Below are 19,072 nucleotides of genomic sequence, written 5' to 3' on the forward strand. Positions count from 1 at the left end.
GCCCCTTTTAAAGGGGCTTTTTTTAAAATTTCTTCCTATCTTGTAAACAAAAAGCAATATTTTAAATTATTTTAACATTATGAGATTTGTATTTATAAATTAAACATTGTTTTTCTTCTGTCTATAGGCAGAAAATACAAAACGCGCCTCTTTCTTTTTCGATAGAGTTTCCTTATATTAAGGTGGCTGGCTTGCCAGCTATGGTAATAAATGGACAATGAAATAAACCTATTGGACCCGGGGGCGGTACCCGGCGCCTCCACCATAAATCAAAAATAATGTTTGCTTTATGATGGGGGCGAAATAGGATCGACAAGGGCGTAAAGATTGATCTTTTACTCGGTATTGTACCACCGTTATCGGGCTAACTTAGTAGTTGCAAATGACAACTATGCGGAAGCTCGTCTCGCTGCTTAATTGCGGCGCGTACGCTTCAAATTGAGTCTTAAGCCGTCGCAGGTTTAAGCGGGGTTCGGAGGCACCTGGCAACAGAAGCCTTCACTTTATTTCTATATTTTTTTATGCAATTCACAAAAAATAAACAATAATCAGGTGCATCCTATAAAAATTCTTGCTAGCAAGAAAAATATATACTTAAAATCATTATGCTGCTTGCGTCGTAAAACTATCAATAGGAACAGGTTTCCCATGGTTCAAGATCAGATCCGTTATGACATTCTCGTTCAAGATGCCCTACGTGGTGTCATTGCAAAAGTACTTGCTGAAGTGGCTAAAGCGGGACTGCCAGGTGACCATCATTTTTTTATTACTTTTATGACAACAGCGCCGGGTGTAAAAATATCTTCGCGCCTTAAAGAGCGTTATCCAGAACAAATGACCATTGTGCTGCAGCATCAATTTTGGGATCTTAATGTTCACGACAATGGATTTGAAGTGAGTCTGCATTTTGGTGATATTCCAGAAAAACTCAGTGTTCCCTTTTCAGCAGTGCAAGTATTTTATGATCCAACGGCTGCCTTTGAAGCCGCATTTGACTTGCCAACGGATCATTTAACAACTGACGATGAAAACGATGGTACAGAAACAGCTGATTTAAAAGTTTTAAAACAAAATAAAGACGAAAAAACGCCAAGTAAAACCAACAAAACCACAAAATCAGCAAAACCAAACTTAAATAAGTCAAAAGCCACTGAATCATCAGAAAAAGAAACGAGTGGTGATGACAAACCGTCGGCTGATGTGGTTTCTTTGGATGCTTTTAGAAAAAATAAATAATCATACAATGAATGATATTACCAATCTGCGTCAATTTCGCAAAAAGAAACAACTTGAAAAAGAAGAACAATTGGCCGAACAAAATCGCCATCTCTTTGGACGAACAAAAGCTGAAAAACAATTTGATTTACGACTAAAAATTAAAAATAAACGTTTGAATGAAGTGGCTCGGTTAGACAAAGACCAAATGGAACAACATAAAATCAATGATGTGATGACCACAAGTGATGAGCATGATTGATAATTTTGACTGGTCGAAGGCAAAACTTCAAAAAGTATCGGTTCGCATTGATGGACATTCAACCAGTATTTCTCTTGAACCATATTATATAGATTTTTTAAAAAACTATGCTGCAAAAGAAAACATTTCATTTACACAACTTGTTCAATTCATTGACAAAAAACGTATAGGTGACGTCACATTATCTGCAGCTTTGCGTTTTTTTGCGTTTCATTTATTAAAAGGTCAAATTTCAAAATAAAAGGAAAATATACAGATCTCAATTAAAACAAAACGGGTTTTGAAAATTGATAATTTCTTAAAAAGCGTTTTATGTAAAATCAAAATAGCCTAAATAGCGTTACAAAAACGTTTCAATTAACAAAAATATGCCTAACAAAATATATTTTATCGTGAAAGTGGCTTGATTGAATTGTCTTGAGCGTCTAACTCAATCTCATGAAAAATTTAAAACATCAAAAAACCTTTAAACAACAAGAGACACCACAAATTTTGCAAGACTTTGTGGTTGAATCTGTTTTAAAACGTGATGTTTTTTCAGAAACACGCGTCGGTCATTTTGTAAATACGCCCAATGAACGCATTGTTCATCGCATTGTGACAGCTGCTCCTTGGTGGTCACGTCCTCTCGCCTGGATTTTAGCAAAACGAGAAATTAGAGCATTAAAAAAAGTCTATGGACAAGAAGGGGTTCCTCAACTCATTGCGGTTGACAGTGATGGATTATTTCGCTCATGGAGTGAGGGAACACCCTTACATTTAGCGCGGCCTAATACGGCTGAATTTTATAAGACCGCGCATAAAATTTTGCGTTGCATGCGACAAATGGGTATTACACACAACGATCTTGCCAAACCTCAAAATTGGCTTATGACCCCAAAAGGCGAAGCATCAATCATTGATTTTCAGCTTGCTAGTACGCATAAGCGTAAAGGAATGCTTTATCGTTATTTTGCTTATGAAGATTTTCGCCATTTAATCAAACAAAAAAAAAGTTTTGCAAGTCATCTTCTCACACCAACCGAAAAGCGCATTTTAAACAATCGCTCATGGCCTTCTCAATTGTGGTTAGCAACAGGAAAACGAATTTATAATTTTTGGACGAAAGGAGTCTTTAAATGGTCTGATGGTGAAGGTACCGGGGATCGTATCCAAGAACAAGCCTCCACAATTCGTCAATTATTAAAACAAGATGAAAATATTCACGATCTTGCATTTGCAACTTATACGCTACCTGCAAAAGGCGTTGGTCTTTATCTCTTTGTAGAAACGACACATTTGGATGAAAAGCACATTCGAAACCTTTTAAAAGGACAAAAAGTTGAATTGTTGCAACCTGTTTGTCGTTTACCACGTCGAGAAGATGGTAGTATACGCGATGATGTGATGAAACTTATTGCCATGAATGAGATGACAGATTTAGAAGATGTGCTCAAGCGTGAAAACGATCTTGAAGAAATTGTTCGTCCCATTATCAACGATAGACTTAATTTTACCGATCGGCGCGTCTATGCCTATGAAAAAAATCGTTAAAACGCGAAACTATTGTGATTTTTCGTTAAAAAAAACTTAATGCTCTATTATAATGTGCAAAAAAAGACTAAATCATTATTTAATGAACGATATATCAAATACTATACCTTTTTTTGATGATGATGAAAACGCCACACAGCCTAACAAATTAAAACATTTAGGCAATGATGGCGTAAAAGAAAGTCAATCAGATAATATGACTTGCCAAGATGATGCAGAACATATCGCTTCCCAAGAAAATAACGAGCAAAGCGAAAAACAGACTTCCCATGAACAAACTGCCTCCCTACATACTGGTGGCGGAATTGCAGCTCGTGCCATCGCTGCTAGACAGGGTGTACAAAAAACAGCTGACTATTTAGAAAAGCTCAATCCTGAACAACGTCAAGCTGTTGAAACAACTGAAGGAGCCGTTTTGGTGCTTGCGGGTGCGGGAACTGGCAAAACACGCGTATTAACAACACGCATTGCGCATATTTTAAATCTTGGCCTTTGCACACCTAGCCAAATTTTAGCTGTTACATTTACCAATAAAGCCGCACGTGAAATGAAACAGCGTATCGGCAGTTTGGTAGGCGGCGCGATTGAAGGAATGCCATGGCTTGGAACATTCCACTCCATTGGCGTTAAAATTTTACGCCGCCATGCTGAATTGGTGGGTTTAAAAAGCACTTTTACGATATTAGACACGGATGATGTCATTCGACTGATTAAGCAACTTATTCAAGCAGAAGGTCTTGATGATAAACGTTGGCCACCGCGCAGTTTTGCACATATGATTGATGGTTGGAAAAACCGTGGTCTTTCACCTGAACATATTCCAGAGGGTGATGCGCGTTCCTTTGGCAATGGAAAAGGACGAGAACTGTACCACGCGTATCAAGATCGCTTAAAAACACTTAATGCGTGTGATTTTGGCGATCTTTTAATGCATCCCATTCATATATTTCAACATAATCCCGATATATTAAGCGAATATCATAAAAAATTCCGTTATATTTTGGTTGATGAATATCAAGATACAAATACTGCTCAATATTTATGGCTACGCCTTTTGGCACAAAGGCAAAAAGGACAAAAAGTTAATTTATGCTGTGTTGGCGATGACGATCAGTCCATTTATGGATGGCGCGGTGCAGAAGTCGATAATATATTACGTTTTGAGAAAGATTTTCCCGGTGCAATTGTTATTCGTTTGGAGCGTAATTATCGTTCTACCGTGCATATATTAGGTGCGGCTTCTCATCTTATTGCACATAATGATGGACGTTTGGGCAAAACACTTTTTACAGATCAAAACATTGATGAAGCAACAAAAGTTCAGGTGCATGCAGCTTGGGATTCTGAAGAAGAAGCACGCGCTATTGGTGAAGAGATTGAGCAGGCACAACACCATGGTCATCCCTTAAATGGCATAGCAATATTAGTACGCGCTTCATTTCAAATGCGAGAATTTGAAGACCGTTTTGTCACATTAGGTCTTAACTATAGAGTAATTGGTGGTCCACGCTTTTATGAACGTATGGAAATACGCGATGCAATGGCTTACTTTCGTGTGGTTACACAACCTGCTGACGATCTTGCTTTTGAACGCATTATCAACACACCAAAACGCGGTTTGGGTGAAGCAGCACTTCGACAAATCCACGACGCAGCGCGTATGCGTAATATACCTTTGTTTACAGTAGCGATAGAAATGGTTGAAACAGATGAGTTAAAACCAAAACCACGCAGTGCTTTGCGTGAAGTGGTGGAAAATTTTCGCCGCTGGCAAGAAATGCTGGATAATACACCACATACTGAACTCGCTGAAATTATTCTTGATGATTCAGGATATACAGCCATGTGGCAAGCCGATCGTTCTGCAGAAGCACCAGGGCGGCTTGAGAATTTAAAAGAATTAATACGCTCTATGGAAGACTTTGAAAGCTTACGCAGCTTTCTTGAGCATGTTTCTCTCGTTATGGATGCAGACAAAAATGAAGATTTAGATGCTGTTAATATTATGACATTGCATTCCGCCAAAGGACTTGAATTTGACACCGTCTTTTTACCAGGCTGGGAAGAAGGATTGTTTCCACATCAACGCTCGCTTGATGAAGGCGGAAGATCAGGACTTGAAGAAGAACGCAGACTTGCTTATGTCGGTTTAACACGTGCAAAAAAAGATTTACATCTTTGGTTTGTCGCCAATCGTCGCATACATGGTTTATGGCAATCAACGGTTCCATCACGTTTTTTAGATGAATTGCCTGAAACACATGTTGAAATTGCTGAGATTGAAACATCTTATGGCGGTTATGGACAATCACGTTTTGATCGTCATGAACCTTTTGAAAATAATTATTCAACACCAGGTTGGCGACGTGCCAAAAAAAATACAAATGAAGCAACGCGCAATAATTGGGGGTCACGTTCAGGCGCCAATGTTGAACGTGTTGGATATGGCGAAGTTGATTCAGGTTTTGGAGCAGGAACTTCAGCGAAGATCAAAACAATTGATGGTGAATTGGTTGCGAAATCCGTTTCAGATAGTCCTTCTACTTTTGCTATTGGCGAGCGTGTTTTTCACTTAAAGTTTGGTAATGGTAATATCCGTTTTATTGATGGAAATAAATTAACAGTCGCTTTTGATAAGGCAGGAGAAAAACGCGTTCTCGATAATTTTGTGCAACGGGCATAAAAAAGCGGCGATAGGCGCCGCTTTTAAAGTCAGATCAGTATACATTCATTACTTCACAAAATTATTGACGAGAAGGTCTTTCACATCTTTTACACGACCTTGCAATATGGCTTTTGTACCATAAAGTGCCATGCTAGAAACCTCATTAGCAGTAATTTTCGGTGGCATAACCAATTCATATCCATTGGTTTTAACGTCAAGCAGTGCAGCACCTTTATGTGACAAAAAAGCTTTTACCGAACTTTCAAGATCTTCTGGCTTATCAACTTTCCAGCCTTTAATACCCACAACTTCAGCAAGCTTGGAAAAATCTGGATTATGAAGATCCGTATAATGATCAACGAGACCTTCAACTTTTTGCTCTAATTCAACAAAATTAAGAGAAGAATTATTAAAAACAATAATCTTTAAATCAATTTTTTCTTGCACCACCGTCAAAAGCTCACCCAAAAGCATCGCTAACCCACCATCGCCTGAAAGTGAGATAACCTGACGATCATCGTAAGTTTTTTTCAGACCAATTGCTTGTGGCAATGCATTGGCCATAGTTCCATGGCTCAAACTTGCCAATGTCCTACGTTTGCCGTTTGTTTTAAAATGGCGCAACATCCAAACCATAGGCGAACCGCTATCAGCAACCGCCATGGCATCATCATCAGCATATTGGCTCACAAGTGCAACAAGGTGTTGCGGATGAATGATTGATTTGGCATCTGCTGTTTCTTTTTCTTCTTTTTTCAATGCCTCCTCACGATTCTTAAGACATTTATCAAGGAAAGATGTGTCTGTTTTTTCTTCAACCACTTTTAATAACGCTTTCACGGTATCTTTTACATCGCCGATAACGCCTAAATCGACAGGATGACGATGGCCAAGATGTGTTCCATCAATATCAACTTGTATCAGTGTGGCTTTATCAGGATAAAATTGGGTATAGGCAAAATCTGTTCCTAACAGCAATAAAGTATCGCATTCTTGAATCATATCAAAACCAGATTTTGAACCTAACATACCGTTCATCCCAACATTATAGGGATTATCATATTCAATAAAATCTTTAGAACGTGTTGTGTGGCCAATCGGTGCTTTCAAACGCTTTGCCAGTTCAACCACTTCATCATGCGCGCCATTGACACCCACACCAACATAAATACCAACTTTCTTACCTTTATGAAGAAGAGCAGCAATATCGTTTAATTCTTTATCAGAAGGACGAATAACTGGATGTGCACGATGAACACTATAATTGGTCACATGACGAATGCTTTGCGCAGATATATCTGATGGCAAAATAATGACTGCAACGCCCTGCTTGCTTATTGCCGCTTGACACGCTGCTGTAACAAGACGTTGCGCATCTTCAGGATTAAAAAGCTGTTCACAAAAAACGGAACAATGAGAATATATCGCTTTAAAATCTACTTCTTGCGGAAAATTTGTTCCAAGGTTCGTCGTATCGATTTGACTGGCGATTAATACGACAGGAGCGCGATTTCGATTGGATTCAAAAATACCATTAATAAGGTGCAAACTACCAGGACCACATGACCCAGCACATGCCGTTAATTCACCACTAACATAGGCTTCAGCACCAGCTGCAAAAGCACCTGCTTCTTCATGGCGCATATGCACCCATTCAATTTTTGATCGGAAAATTGCATCTGTGACGTGATTAAGTGTATCCCCCACAATGCCGTAGCAATGTTTGACACCAGCATTTTCCAAGGTTTCAACAACAATATCGGCAACGCGTTTGGCAGACATTTCAAAAATCCTTTCTAAAATTATCTCATTACTTTAATATGAACACTTAAATTAAAAATCCCAACCATTATCATTTTTGATCACGCGATTTTGACTATTCATTCTTTTTCATTTCTGGATAAAATTCTTAGATGCCAGATGGTATCTGTGTATTAAAACATTATAAAGACTATGAAACATTTCATATGGCGGTATAATAGTGATTATTTCGCACAAGCAATCATATTTTCTTTGATCTACAAACAGTATACTGATCAATTGTATAATGCTGATTTATCATTCCAAACACTTTTACTGATGATAAATGTTCTATTATTTAATGTCACTTCAATGAAAAAAGACATTTTTTAAGACTTTGCAACACTCATCTTTTGCGACAAAAACAACATCGATGAAATAAGTTGGTTATAAATTATTCATTCAATATCGTTTTATCATTTATTTTAAACACCAATTTCAAACGAAAGACTGCGACCTTTTAACCGCCATACAGACCATTGCCGTACGCTTTATAGACAATTATGATAAGATAAAATAAAACTGATCGGTATCGCTGATTAATCATTATATGCGTCTTATAAGGATAGGAATGAATGAAAAATTTTGTGCGTTTTGTTATCATTATAGTTGTTTTTATTGCTGCGGTTTTTGCTTATGATCATTTCACGAACCCGCCCTTAGGCGATGATTTTAGTTTAACAGACTCAAATGGTAACACAGTCACGCAAGATGATATTCGTGCCAAACCAAGTGCGATATTTTTTGGATACACTATGTGTCCTGATATATGCCCCACAACATTGGTTGATCTTGACCATTGGTTGACAGAGCTTGGGCCTGATGCGGATAAATTAGGAATCTGGTTTGTAACTATTGATCCTGAGCGCGATACACCTGAAGTATTGCATGGTTATTTAGAAAATTTCACCGATAAAATCATAGGTATTAGCGGTGATCCTAAAAAGGTACATGCCCTTGTCTCCTCCTTTAATATCGCAGCCGAAAAAGTACCGGGTGAAGATGGTGACTACACCTATGACCATACAGCTGCAATAATATTGATGAAAAAGGGTGGAAAACTTTCAGGGATCATTCCTTATAATGTTGAAGAAAGCGACAATGCGCTAAAAGATGATATTGCTATTGAACGCTTAAAAAAATTAACAACGCAATAAGAAATATGACACAATAAGGATTTAAAGTTTGGGACAACTCCGTTTATATCATCGGGCACCAAAAATTGAGGCTGAGCACGCTTATCAAGCAATGGAAATTGCTTTTGAAAATGACGGGCTTCCCCTTGCTATCACTGTAATTGACGAACATGAAGCACTTTATGAAGTTTCGCTCTATCTTGATGCTGAGATAAAAGAAACGGTTCTTGATCAATTATCAAAACTTCTCAACATTTCAATCGATAAAATTGAAGTAGAAGAGATTCCTGACATTGATTGGGTAAGCCACAGCTTAGAAGGATTGCAGCCCGTTCGTGCTGGCGTTTTTTTCGTTCATGGTAGCCATGATCGTGATAAAATAACACCCGATGATCTGGCTATTGAAATTGAGGCGGGACAAGCCTTTGGCACAGGACATCATGGAACAACAGCTGGTTGCCTTGAAATGATCACGAAGGTCATGAAGACTGAAAATCCTCAAAATGCACTTGATCTTGGAACAGGAAGTGGTGTTCTTGCCATTGCTATTGCGTTGCTAAAACCAATTTCAATACTCGCAACAGACAATGATGCTATTGCCATTCAGGTGGCGGAAGACAATTTTAAATTAAATGGAGTTGATAAGGCGATTACCGCCATAACTGCAGCTGGCTTTTCCCATGAAAAAATTGTTGCACATGCCCCCTTTGATTTGATAGTTGCCAATATTTTAGCCAATCCGTTAATTGAGTTGGCATCTGATTTAATGGCGGCGCATAAAAAGGGTGGCTCTATCATTTTATCTGGTATTCTTGAAGAACAACATGATCGTGTTTTGCAAGCCTATCTTGATCAAGGCGCACGACATAAAGAAACACTTCATCGTGAAGGTTGGGTTACTATTCATCTTGTCTAACACTTAAATAAGGTCGTCTTCATGTTTCAGTCTTTTGATATGACAACAAATCCTGCCAATGCGAAAGAACGCGTTGAACGTCTGCGTTATGAAATGGAAAAACAAAATTTGGATGGTTTCCTTGTACCTCGCGCTGATGAACATCAAGGCGAATATGTACCACCGCATGCTCAAAGATTAGCATGGCTTACAGGTTTTACAGGTTCTGCAGGTATCGCTCTTATTTTAAAAAAAAGCGCAATTTTATTCGTTGATGGTCGTTACACCTTACAAGTTAAACAACAAACAGATCCATCCATATTCGATTATTGCGATCTTATTGCCACTCCTCCCGCAACATGGCTGACACAAAATGCAGCAGGCTTAAATATTGGATTTGACCCTTGGTTACATACAATAAACGATGTAAAAAATTTAAAGAAAAGTCTTGAGAACCAAACAGACACCCATCTTATAGCGGTGCAAAAAAATCTTGTTGATCTTGTATGGGATGATCAGCCAGAGCCACCTTTATCACCTGTTCGCTTGCAACCTTTGGCTTTTGCAGGCGTATCTACAGATGAAAAATTACCTCTTATTCAAACTGACATTGCCAAGCATCATTGTGATTTAGCTTTATTAAGTGATCCTTCTTCCATTGCTTGGATATTTAACATTCGTGGCAATGATGTTTCCAATACACCATTTGCATTATCCTTTGCTCTTATGCCAGCGCATGGGCGTCCCATGCTTTTTATTGATTCACGCAAATTAGGCAATGAACAACGCGATTATTTAAAAAATTATAGCGATATTTATTCGCCAGATCAGCTTATTTTACACATACAAAAACAAGCGAAAGAGCATAAATGTTTCGCACTTGATCCAACGCTGGTCGGACAAAAATTTGCTGGTGAAATAACAGAATATGGTGGTAAAATTAAATATGTCAGTGACCCTGCTAAATTACCACGTGCTATTAAAAATAAAAGCGAACTTGATGGATCTCGCAATGCACATGCGCGTGATGGCATCGCATTATGCCGTTTTTTTGCTTGGTTAAGCCGTCAACCTTTTGGCAGTGTAAGCGAAATTTCAGCGGCAAAAAAACTTGAAGAAATACGTTTTCAAACCGCCTTAGAACAGGGATCAAAACTTGAAGACCTTTCTTTTGATACAATCTCAGGAACAGGTCCAGATGGCGCGATCATTCATTATCGTGTGACCACACCTACCAATCGCATATTAAATGAGGGGGATCTTTATCTCGTTGATTCTGGCGCGCAATATCGTGATGGAACAACTGACGTCACCAGAACTGTGGCTATTGGTCAGGTAGGTGATGAAGAAAAACGTTGTTTTACCCTTGTTTTAAAAGGAATGATTGGCATTTCAACCGCCCATTTCCCACAATCAACAAGAGGACAAGACATTGATGCACTTGCACGTATCAACCTTTGGAAAGCAGGCTTAGATTTTGCTCATGGAACAGGTCATGGTGTGGGTGCATATCTTGCAGTCCATGAAGGACCGCAAAATCTATCAAAACGTGGTGTTCAAGAATTATTTGCAGGCATGATTGTTTCTAATGAGCCGGGATATTATCGTGAGGGCGCATTTGGTATTCGTATTGAAAATCTTCTTGCGATAAAGCCAGCTGAGCAGATTACAGGTGGCGATTATCCAATGTTATCTTTTGAAACCCTCACCTATTGTCCTATAGATCGCGATCTTATCAATGTGAATATGTTAACCGAAGAAGAACGTCAATGGATCAACGCCTATCATAAAGAGGTTTTTGACCGCCATTCAACCTATCTTAATGATGAAGATAAAGCATGGCTTAAAAATGTTACCCAATCTATTTGATGTCAAAATATCATCATGAAGAGTGTTTTTAAAACTATGCAATGGCATCATAATTATTTCACTTATGGATAAAAACATTCTCAGATCAGGACATTGGCAACTTCGTGACCAAATAATTATCATCCATAAATAGTATTTCTCAATGACGAAAATATGCGTCAGACACTAACAAACTTTAAACGAGAAGTGAGAGGATTAACTTTTTTTTCAAAAAATGGTTATTTATAACTATAAATTACAATTTATTATTTTTAATAAGGCAATATATTATTTAATAAAGACATAACAATTAATCATCATAAAAATACAAAATTTGCAGTCATATTTTGCGAACTCATCACTTATTGACGACATTCTTTGAGCTAATGATTGAAAATATTTACGACAAAATTTCAAGGTAATGATGGAACGAATGCACATCCGTGATTACGAAAAAAGTTGATATAGCACTCACCCATCAATTGTCTTAAAGTTATTCATTTAAAACATCTGTCATTCGCGTTTTGGTCGCAATTGTGCTGAACGTATTTGCTCCCGATAAAAGACAAATAATCCGCTACCAACTACGAGAAAGGCACCAATAAAAGTATATATATCTGGAATATCACTAAAGACGAGATATCCAATGATAACTGACCATACAAGTTGTAAATAATTAAAGGGCTGAATAACTGTCAAAGGTGCAATTGATAGTGCTTTGATCATTAAAAAATGACCAAAAACCGAGGTACAACATAAAAGAACGATAAAAGGTATATGTTGTTTTTCTACAGTTACCCAGAAAAAGGGCAAACCAATTGTCATAATGACAAGTCCAACAATACCAACATAAAAAAACGACGTTTGCGGTTTATCAATACCACCAACAAGACGTGTTAATGCCATATAAAGAGCAAAAAGTAGCGCACCAATAAGCGCCCAGATAGCCCCTGGACCTAAAGCACCAACACCGGGTCTCAACATAATAAGTATACCAATAAAACCAATAATGAGAGCGCTAATACGCCGCCAACCGACTTGTTCCTTCAATAAAAGAATTGCAAAAATTGTCCCAAAAAGTGGATAGGCTTGAAAAATAGAGGTGACTTCTGCCAAGCCCATAGCTCGAAAAGCCATCGCCAGAACAAGTAACTCAGATAAAAGCAAAACGCCACGCAAACATTGAATCATAGGACGACGCGTTTTCATATTTTGAAAAGTACTGCCATCGGCCCTTTTCACCATGTAAAAACCTGCAAGGAAAAATATCCAATAGCGCACCATAACAATAAACGTTGCAGGATATTCTACAACAAGTGTTTTGGTGATCGCATCTTGGCATGCAAATACAATCGTGGCAATGATGACAAGAATTATGCCTACTGCATAGCGTGGTTGGGGAGCTACTGATTGTTTATCATGAAATTCAGGTGGTGCTGCCTTACGCATTATTTTGTCCCATCATTTGAAACCATTCATTTTCATCAATGATTTCTATGTCCCATTCTTTCGCTTTTGACAATTTAGAACCCGCGCCTGGTCCGGCAACCACAAGATCTGTCTTTTTTGAAACGGATCCAGCTGTTTTTGCACCATAACGTTCTGCCATTGCTTTTGCTTCTTCTCGAGACATTCGTTCAAGAGCACCCGTAAAAACAATGGTTTTTCCTGCAATAGGCGTTTGATCTATTATCGGAACATCTTCTGCTAAAGGTTCAACCTCTGCCAATAAAGCACGTAAAACCTCACTATTATGCTCTTCACGATAAAAATCAACAATCGCCTCTGCTACAATAGTTCCAATTCCTTCAATATTTATTAATTCTTCCCAAGCTTCATTGTTGCACTTATTTTCATTTGTAGAACACATTGCTGCACGTGCAGTCTTCTCAAACGCATCATAAGTTTGATAAGCACGTGCCAGTCTGCGAGCATTGACTTGTCCAATATGTCGAATACCAAGTGCAAAGAGAAAACGATGAAATGGAATTTTTCTACGCGCATTGATCGCGTCATAAAGTTTACGAACGGATGTTAAGCCAAAACCCGGAAATTTTTCAAGTTTGACCAAGGCATTTTTTTGTCTTTTTTGTAAAGTGAAAATGTCAGCTGGGCTGCGTATTAACAGCTCTTCACTTTCAGCATAAAAGAAAAAATCAACTTGTTTTTCGCCTAAGCCTTCAATATCAAACGCATTGCGTGAAACAAAATGACGTATACGTTCTACTGCCTGAGCAGGACAAATCAACCCTCCTGTACAACGGCGCACCGCTTCTCCTTCTTCTCGCACGGCACTGCTTCCACATGCTGGGCAAGTATCTGGAAATTGAAAAGAATGGGTCTCTTGTGGACGTTTTTCCAACATAATATCGACAATTTGCGGTATGACATCCCCAGCTCGTTGGATAATCACCGTGTCACCTACACGAATATCTCTGCCATCACGAATATATTCACCTTTACTGCCAATTCCTTTAATGTAATCCTCATTATGCAATGTGGCATTGGTGACAACAACACCACCTACTGTAATTGGCTCTAAGCGCGCAACTGGCGTTAAAGCACCTGTCCGTCCAACTTGGACATCAATTGCAAGTAATTTAGTGATAGCACGTTCAGCGGGGAATTTATGGGCAATCGCCCAACGTGGAAAACGAGACACAAACCCAAGACGTTCCTGTAGTGAAAGTGCATTGACTTTATAAACCACACCGTCAATATCATAGTCTAAATCGGCGCGTTGCATTTCAATTTTACGATAATGATCAATGAGGTCTTGAGCTGTTTCATAAAGCGCTGTTAGCGGATTGACACAAAAGCCAAGTGTTCGAAAAAAATCCATCATACCCATTTGAGTAGTCGAAGGAAGTTGACTGATTTCACCCCATGCATAGGCAAAAAACTTTAATTCCCTGCTTGCCGTGATGCGTGAATCCAACTGTCTCAAAGAGCCGGCCGCCGCATTACGGGGATTAGCAAAGATCTGCTTATTCTTTTTTTCATGACGTGCATTCAATGCTTCAAAATCAGAATGCGCCATGTAAACTTCACCACGCACTTCAAGAATATCTGGAAAATTTCCATGAAGTTTTTGAGGAATATCGCGGATAGTTCGTGCATTGGCGGTAACATTTTCACCAACTTGACCATCACCACGCGTTGCCGCTTGTACAAGTATTCCTTGTTCATAGCGTAACGAAAGTGAAAGCCCATCAATTTTTGGTTCTGCCGTAATCGCCAGTTCTTCTTTTGTTGAAAATTTTAAAAACCGACGTATACGATCAACAAAATCCTGAACATCTTCATCGCTAAAGGCATTATCAAGAGAAAGCATGGGAATGCGATGCGTTACTTTTTCAAACTTTTCAGAAACCTGAGCCCCAACTTTATGAGAAGGTGAATCTGCCCGTATCAGATCAGGAAAACGATGTTCGATTGCACTATTGCGCTGTCTTAAGGAATCGTAATCTGCATCAGAAATCTCAGGGGTATCGTGTGTATTATATAAAACATCATGACGAGCAATTTCTTTAGCAAGCCATTCCAACTCACTTTCCGCCTGTTTTGATGTTAAATCCTCAACCAAGATTGTTTTCATATTTATATTCCAGAATCAATCACACGATTACAAACATGGCGCGTTGCATAAAAAGGTACAATAAGCTTGCTAAGAACATTTGTGTATAAACAACTCATATAAATCTCATTTTACAATAGTGTTCCAAAATTATAGAACATAAGCAGTTCATTTAAAAAGCACCATTATAGACTTATAGTTTATCAGCTACAAAACTATCGCTTAAATTATGTCTCTTTTTCAATACAAGCTAAAATTTTAAAATTAGTGACGTGCCAATAATTTTTGAGCAGCAGCACGTGCTTCCTGCGTAACATGTTCTCCTGCCAGCATACGAGCGATCTCTTCTTCCCGTTCACTCCATTGCATTTCATGCACTTGTGTAAAAAGACGCTCATCTGCCTGTTCGGCTTTCTTAGAAATGAGAAAGTGGTTGTCTGCTTTCGCTGCCACTTGCGGTGCATGCGTAACTGATAAAACTTGAATGTTTTTTGCCAATCTTGATAATCTTTGCCCAATAGCATCAGCAACTGAACCACCAACTCCTGTATCAATTTCATCAAAAATTAATGTTGGCGCTGAACCGCGATCAGCTAAAGCGACCTTTAATGCCAGTAAAAAACGCGACAATTCACCACCAGAAGCAACTTTCAATATTGGACCTGCATGCGTTCCTGGATTGGTTCTAACCCAATACTCTACTTTATCGATACCATAAATATGACGATTAAGAGGATCCGTTTCAATTCGAACCATAAAATCAGCGCGCTCAAGTTTAAGTGCAGGTAACTCTGCCATTACATTTTCTGCCAGTTCTTTTCCAACAGTATGGCGGCTCTGCGATAAATCTATTGCAGCTTCATCATATTCTTTACTTGCCACTTTTACATCATTTTCAAGTTGAGTAAGTGCTGTTTGCCCCTGTTCAAGAGCATTTAATTCATTTCTCATTTTTTCGCGAAGTGTACTCAAATCATCAACCATGACATGATGTTTGCGTGCACTTGCACGAAGTGCAAAAAGACGTTCTTCTACCCTTTCAAGTTCATGAGGATCAAAATCTAAAGAACGCACAGCATCTTGGATGTGGTCTTGTGCCTGAGCGAGAGCTTCCAAAGCATTATCCATTGATTGAACAATAGGCGCAATATGTTCTTCCGCTTCTTGCACCTTACGCTCAAGACGACGCACCAAATTTGATATTAAGAAAACGGGGGAATCTGCACCACTTAATATCTCTTCAGCCTCGTGAATGTCACCAGCAATCTTTTCAGATTTCATCATTTCACTACGACGTATCGCCAATTGTTCTTCTTCACCCAATTGAGGATTAAGCGTATCTAATTCTTCAATCGCAGTCAGCAAATAATCCGCTTCTTTTGCTCTTTCTTCAATTTTTGTGCGCTGTGATGTCAGCTCCGTTTCTAAAGTTTTAAGCCGTTTAAAACAATTTTGAACGGTTTCAACCTTTTGTTCTAAACCACCAAAAGCATCAAGCAAATTTCTATGGGTATCAATATCCACCAATGCCCGATCATCATGTTGACCATGAATTTCAACCAATTTTGAACCAAGCATACGCATAAGCGCGACACTGGCTGCTTGATCATTAATAAAAACACGACTACGTCCGTCTTTTGCCTGAATACGACGAAAAATAATATCACCTTCATCATGCAAGCCATGTTCACGCATTATAGCGCGAATAGGATGATTTATAGAAAGATCAAAAACCGCGCGCACTTCACCATTTTCTGCACCATTGCGCACAAGCGAGGCATCACCTCTGCCCCCAAGAGCGAGAGAAAGAGAATCAAGTAAAATTGATTTTCCTGCACCCGTTTCACCCGTCAAAACCGACAGACCCGTTTCAAAGCTGATATCGAGCCTTTCGATCAGAACAATGTCGCGGATCGAAAGCTGTATAAGCATGATACCCTAAGACGCTTTCTTTCCACCGCCAAAGGCTTGTGAAATCCATGATCCAGAATTTTCTTGCGGGGAAACCCCCCCTTTACGTAACAGATTATAAGCGTTTAGATACCACTTACTTTCAGGATAATTTTGTCCTAAAACTGCTGCCGCTGTTTGCGCCTCAGAAGTTAAACCAAGAGCATAATTGGCTTCAGTTAACCGATACAGGGCTTCTTCAACTTGATTGGTATTAGAATATTCTTCTACAACATTACGATAACGTTTTAAAGCAGCCAAATATTGTTTACGTTCTTGATAATAGCGGCCAATTTGCATCTCTTTGCCAGCCAATTGCTCACGTCCAAAACGAATTTTTGTACGTGCATCATCAACATATTCAGAATCGGGATAACGATCCACCACTTCCTGCATAGCTGCCACTGCACGTTTTGTATCTTTTTGATCACGTGTAATGTCAGGAATTTGGCGGAAATATGCAAGCCCAATAATATAATATGCATAAGCAGATTCTTCAGATGTTGGATAAAGTGCTAAATAGCGCTTTGCCATATTCACTGCTTCATCATAATTGCCTTGCCTATAATTGGTAAAGGCACCCATGACCAATGCCTTGCGCGCCCATTCAGTATAAGGATGTTGACGATCAATGGTTTCAAATTTTTTCGATGCTTCACCAAAGCGACCATCTTCAAGATTTGCCAAAGCTTGATTGTAAAGCACATCGGGTGGGTCAATCGTCTCAACATAAGCACTCAAATCAAGATCATCATCCTTGTTTGAACAGGCTGCAAGCAAACTCACGCTTACAAGCATAAGACCGACGCATATTTTTTTCGAAATATCAAAATGTGCGTTTTTAACGTTTTTTACAAACGAAATAGACTTCGTCATATTTTCTCTGGCCTTCCCACACTGCCTTTAACAATTGCCATGCCAAAATTAAAAAATTCTGCACTTTTTAACGCATAAAGCACACAATCTCAATCAGCAAGATCAAATTTATACAACAAAACCAAATTTGGCTTTATCATTAATGAGTCTTTTCAATCAGCTTTCAAATGAAATACCCGATTAGTTTAATATTGGTCAATCATTGCTTGACGGCTCAATTGTGGCAAAAACAAAAAAAACCATTTTTTTTTGAATTTATGCTGTTAAAGCTCTTAATTCATAAGCCTTATGATTATCCAAAAGTGCTTTAACCAATTGAGCATTTAATGCATGTCCACCCCGGTAAGAGCGAAACAACCCTATAAAAGGTGCGCCTAAAAGCGCGGTATCACCAATTGCATCCAATAATTTATGGCGCACAAATTCATTATCATAATAAAGACCTTGAGGATTGACGATTGTATCATCATCACCAATAACAATAGAATTTTCTAAAGATGAACCAAGCGCCATCCCCTTAGCCCGTAACATTTCGACATCCTTTAAAAATCCAAAAGTGCGTGCCCGCGAGATTTCCTTTTGAAAGGCAACGCGCTCCAAATCGAAAATTAATTTACTCGAACCAATTGCAGGTGAAGAAAATGCAATTGAAACGTCGAACCGTCGTCCAGAAAATGGACAAAACTCCGCATAAGATTCCCCTGATTCGACACGTATTGGCTGTTTAATTATGATATATTTACGCAATGCTTTTTGGCGTAAAAGTCCTGTTTCTTCAAAAGCTGTGCAATAAGTTAAAGAACCACCATCAAGAATTGGAATTTCGTTAGAACTAACATGAATCATTATATTATCAATATTAAAAGCTGAAATTGCCGCCATAAGATGTTCAATTGTTTCAACGCGTATGTCCCCCTCACCCAAAACTGTTGATAAAGAAGTTGCACCCGTCTCACTGGAATGCGCATTAAATTGGTATTTCGTACCATCAGCTTTTTTCCGTACGAAAACAATGCCTGTATCAATTTCAGCAGGCATAAGTGTAAGTGTGCACGCGCGCCCACTATGAACACCGACACCTTCAAATGTAATCGTCTTACGTATTGTCGATTGAAACTCTGGTTGCATCATCGCATCGACTGGTATGTCATTCTTAACACTCATAGGTTTGTTCAAAGTGCTCATAATTTTATTCCAATTTTTTTATATAAAATATCACGTAATGAAATCAAAAGATAAAACTCATTTACAACTATAGTCGATATTTTTTTTATGTGGTGAAACTATGCACACCATTCTCATTATATTTTTCTTA

At 38.6% G+C, this 19,072-nt stretch carries 14 protein-coding genes and 1 other RNA gene; 9 read left to right on the forward strand and 6 right to left on the reverse strand.

Features of this window, described 5'->3' with window-relative positions:
* Window positions 1-146: 146 nt before the first annotated feature.
* The 6 genes from ssrA to ME5_RS08105 all read left to right on the forward strand — a co-directional run bounded on the left by ssrA (window position 147) and on the right by ME5_RS08105 (window position 5,693).
* Window positions 147-503: a transfer-messenger RNA gene (ssrA, locus tag ME5_RS10410) on the forward strand.
* A 145-nt stretch (window positions 504-648) separates the two neighbouring features.
* Window positions 649-1,236 (forward strand): SspB family protein, encoded by a 588-nt coding sequence (locus tag ME5_RS08085; protein ID WP_008040092.1) that lies wholly within the window; start codon window positions 649-651, stop codon window positions 1,234-1,236.
* A complete protein-coding gene (locus tag ME5_RS08090; RefSeq protein WP_425338812.1) occupies window positions 1,214-1,477 on the forward strand; it encodes a DUF4169 family protein in 264 nt (87 codons plus the stop codon). Before ME5_RS08085 ends, ME5_RS08090 begins: the two co-directional genes overlap by 23 nt.
* The gene (locus tag ME5_RS08095) at window positions 1,470-1,718 is read left to right on the forward strand and encodes a ribbon-helix-helix domain-containing protein (protein ID WP_245256515.1); all 249 of its coding nucleotides are present in this window, start codon (window positions 1,470-1,472) and stop codon (window positions 1,716-1,718) included. Before ME5_RS08090 ends, ME5_RS08095 begins: the two co-directional genes overlap by 8 nt.
* Window positions 1,719-1,915: 197 nt before the next feature.
* Entirely contained in the window at window positions 1,916-3,010 is a 1,095-nt protein-coding gene (locus tag ME5_RS08100; RefSeq protein ID WP_008040095.1) for a hypothetical protein, read from the forward strand.
* A gap of 304 nt (window positions 3,011-3,314) precedes the next feature.
* Entirely contained in the window at window positions 3,315-5,693 is a 2,379-nt protein-coding gene (locus tag ME5_RS08105) for an ATP-dependent helicase (RefSeq protein ID WP_483413614.1), read from the forward strand.
* Window positions 5,694-5,741: 48 nt separating this feature from the next.
* Here ME5_RS08105 and ME5_RS08110 read toward each other — a convergent pair whose 3' ends face one another.
* Window positions 5,742-7,457, reverse strand: coding sequence for a ubiquinone-dependent pyruvate dehydrogenase (locus ME5_RS08110; RefSeq protein WP_008040105.1), 1,716 nt, complete (start codon window positions 7,455-7,457; stop codon window positions 5,742-5,744).
* Window positions 7,458-8,050: 593 nt separating this feature from the next.
* Here ME5_RS08110 and ME5_RS08115 point away from each other — a divergent pair.
* The 3 genes from ME5_RS08115 to ME5_RS08125 are packed head-to-tail and all read left to right on the forward strand — an operon-like array spanning window position 8,051 to window position 11,375.
* Window positions 8,051-8,632 carry an SCO family protein gene (locus ME5_RS08115; protein ID WP_008040107.1) on the forward strand — a complete coding sequence of 194 codons (582 nt, stop codon included), beginning with the start codon at window positions 8,051-8,053 and terminating at the stop codon, window positions 8,630-8,632.
* A gap of 28 nt (window positions 8,633-8,660) precedes the next feature.
* The gene (locus ME5_RS08120) at window positions 8,661-9,527 is read left to right on the forward strand and encodes a 50S ribosomal protein L11 methyltransferase (protein WP_008040109.1); all 867 of its coding nucleotides are present in this window, start codon (window positions 8,661-8,663) and stop codon (window positions 9,525-9,527) included.
* Window positions 9,528-9,548: 21 nt separating this feature from the next.
* Window positions 9,549-11,375, forward strand: a complete 1,827-nt coding sequence (locus ME5_RS08125) for an aminopeptidase P family protein (RefSeq protein ID WP_008040123.1) — start codon at window positions 9,549-9,551, stop codon at window positions 11,373-11,375.
* Window positions 11,376-11,867: 492 nt separating this feature from the next.
* Here the strand turns inward: ME5_RS08125 and ME5_RS08130 are convergent, their stop codons facing one another.
* The 5 genes from ME5_RS08130 to lpxC all read right to left on the reverse strand — a co-directional run bounded on the left by ME5_RS08130 (window position 11,868) and on the right by lpxC (window position 18,942).
* Window positions 11,868-12,803, reverse strand: coding sequence for a DMT family transporter (locus ME5_RS08130; RefSeq protein ID WP_008040125.1), 936 nt, complete (start codon window positions 12,801-12,803; stop codon window positions 11,868-11,870).
* Window positions 12,796-14,952: an NAD-dependent DNA ligase LigA gene (ligA, locus tag ME5_RS08135; RefSeq protein ID WP_008040127.1), complete on the reverse strand. Its 2,157-nt coding sequence runs from the start codon at window positions 14,950-14,952 to the stop codon at window positions 12,796-12,798. Before ligA ends, ME5_RS08130 begins: the two co-directional genes overlap by 8 nt.
* Before the next feature lie 243 nt (window positions 14,953-15,195).
* Window positions 15,196-16,863 carry a DNA repair protein RecN gene (recN, locus tag ME5_RS08140; RefSeq protein ID WP_008040129.1) on the reverse strand — a complete coding sequence of 556 codons (1,668 nt, stop codon included), beginning with the start codon at window positions 16,861-16,863 and terminating at the stop codon, window positions 15,196-15,198.
* Window positions 16,864-16,869: 6 nt separating this feature from the next.
* A complete protein-coding gene (locus tag ME5_RS08145; RefSeq protein WP_245256555.1) occupies window positions 16,870-17,679 on the reverse strand; it encodes an outer membrane protein assembly factor BamD in 810 nt (269 codons plus the stop codon).
* 333 nt (window positions 17,680-18,012) lie between these two features.
* Window positions 18,013-18,942: a UDP-3-O-acyl-N-acetylglucosamine deacetylase gene (gene lpxC / locus ME5_RS08150; protein WP_008040132.1), complete on the reverse strand. Its 930-nt coding sequence runs from the start codon at window positions 18,940-18,942 to the stop codon at window positions 18,013-18,015.
* Window positions 18,943-19,072: the final 130 nt, after the last annotated feature.

The sequence above is a fragment of the Bartonella tamiae Th239 genome, assembly GCF_000278275.1.
Taxonomy (GTDB): Bacteria; Pseudomonadota; Alphaproteobacteria; order Rhizobiales; family Rhizobiaceae; genus Bartonella; species Bartonella tamiae.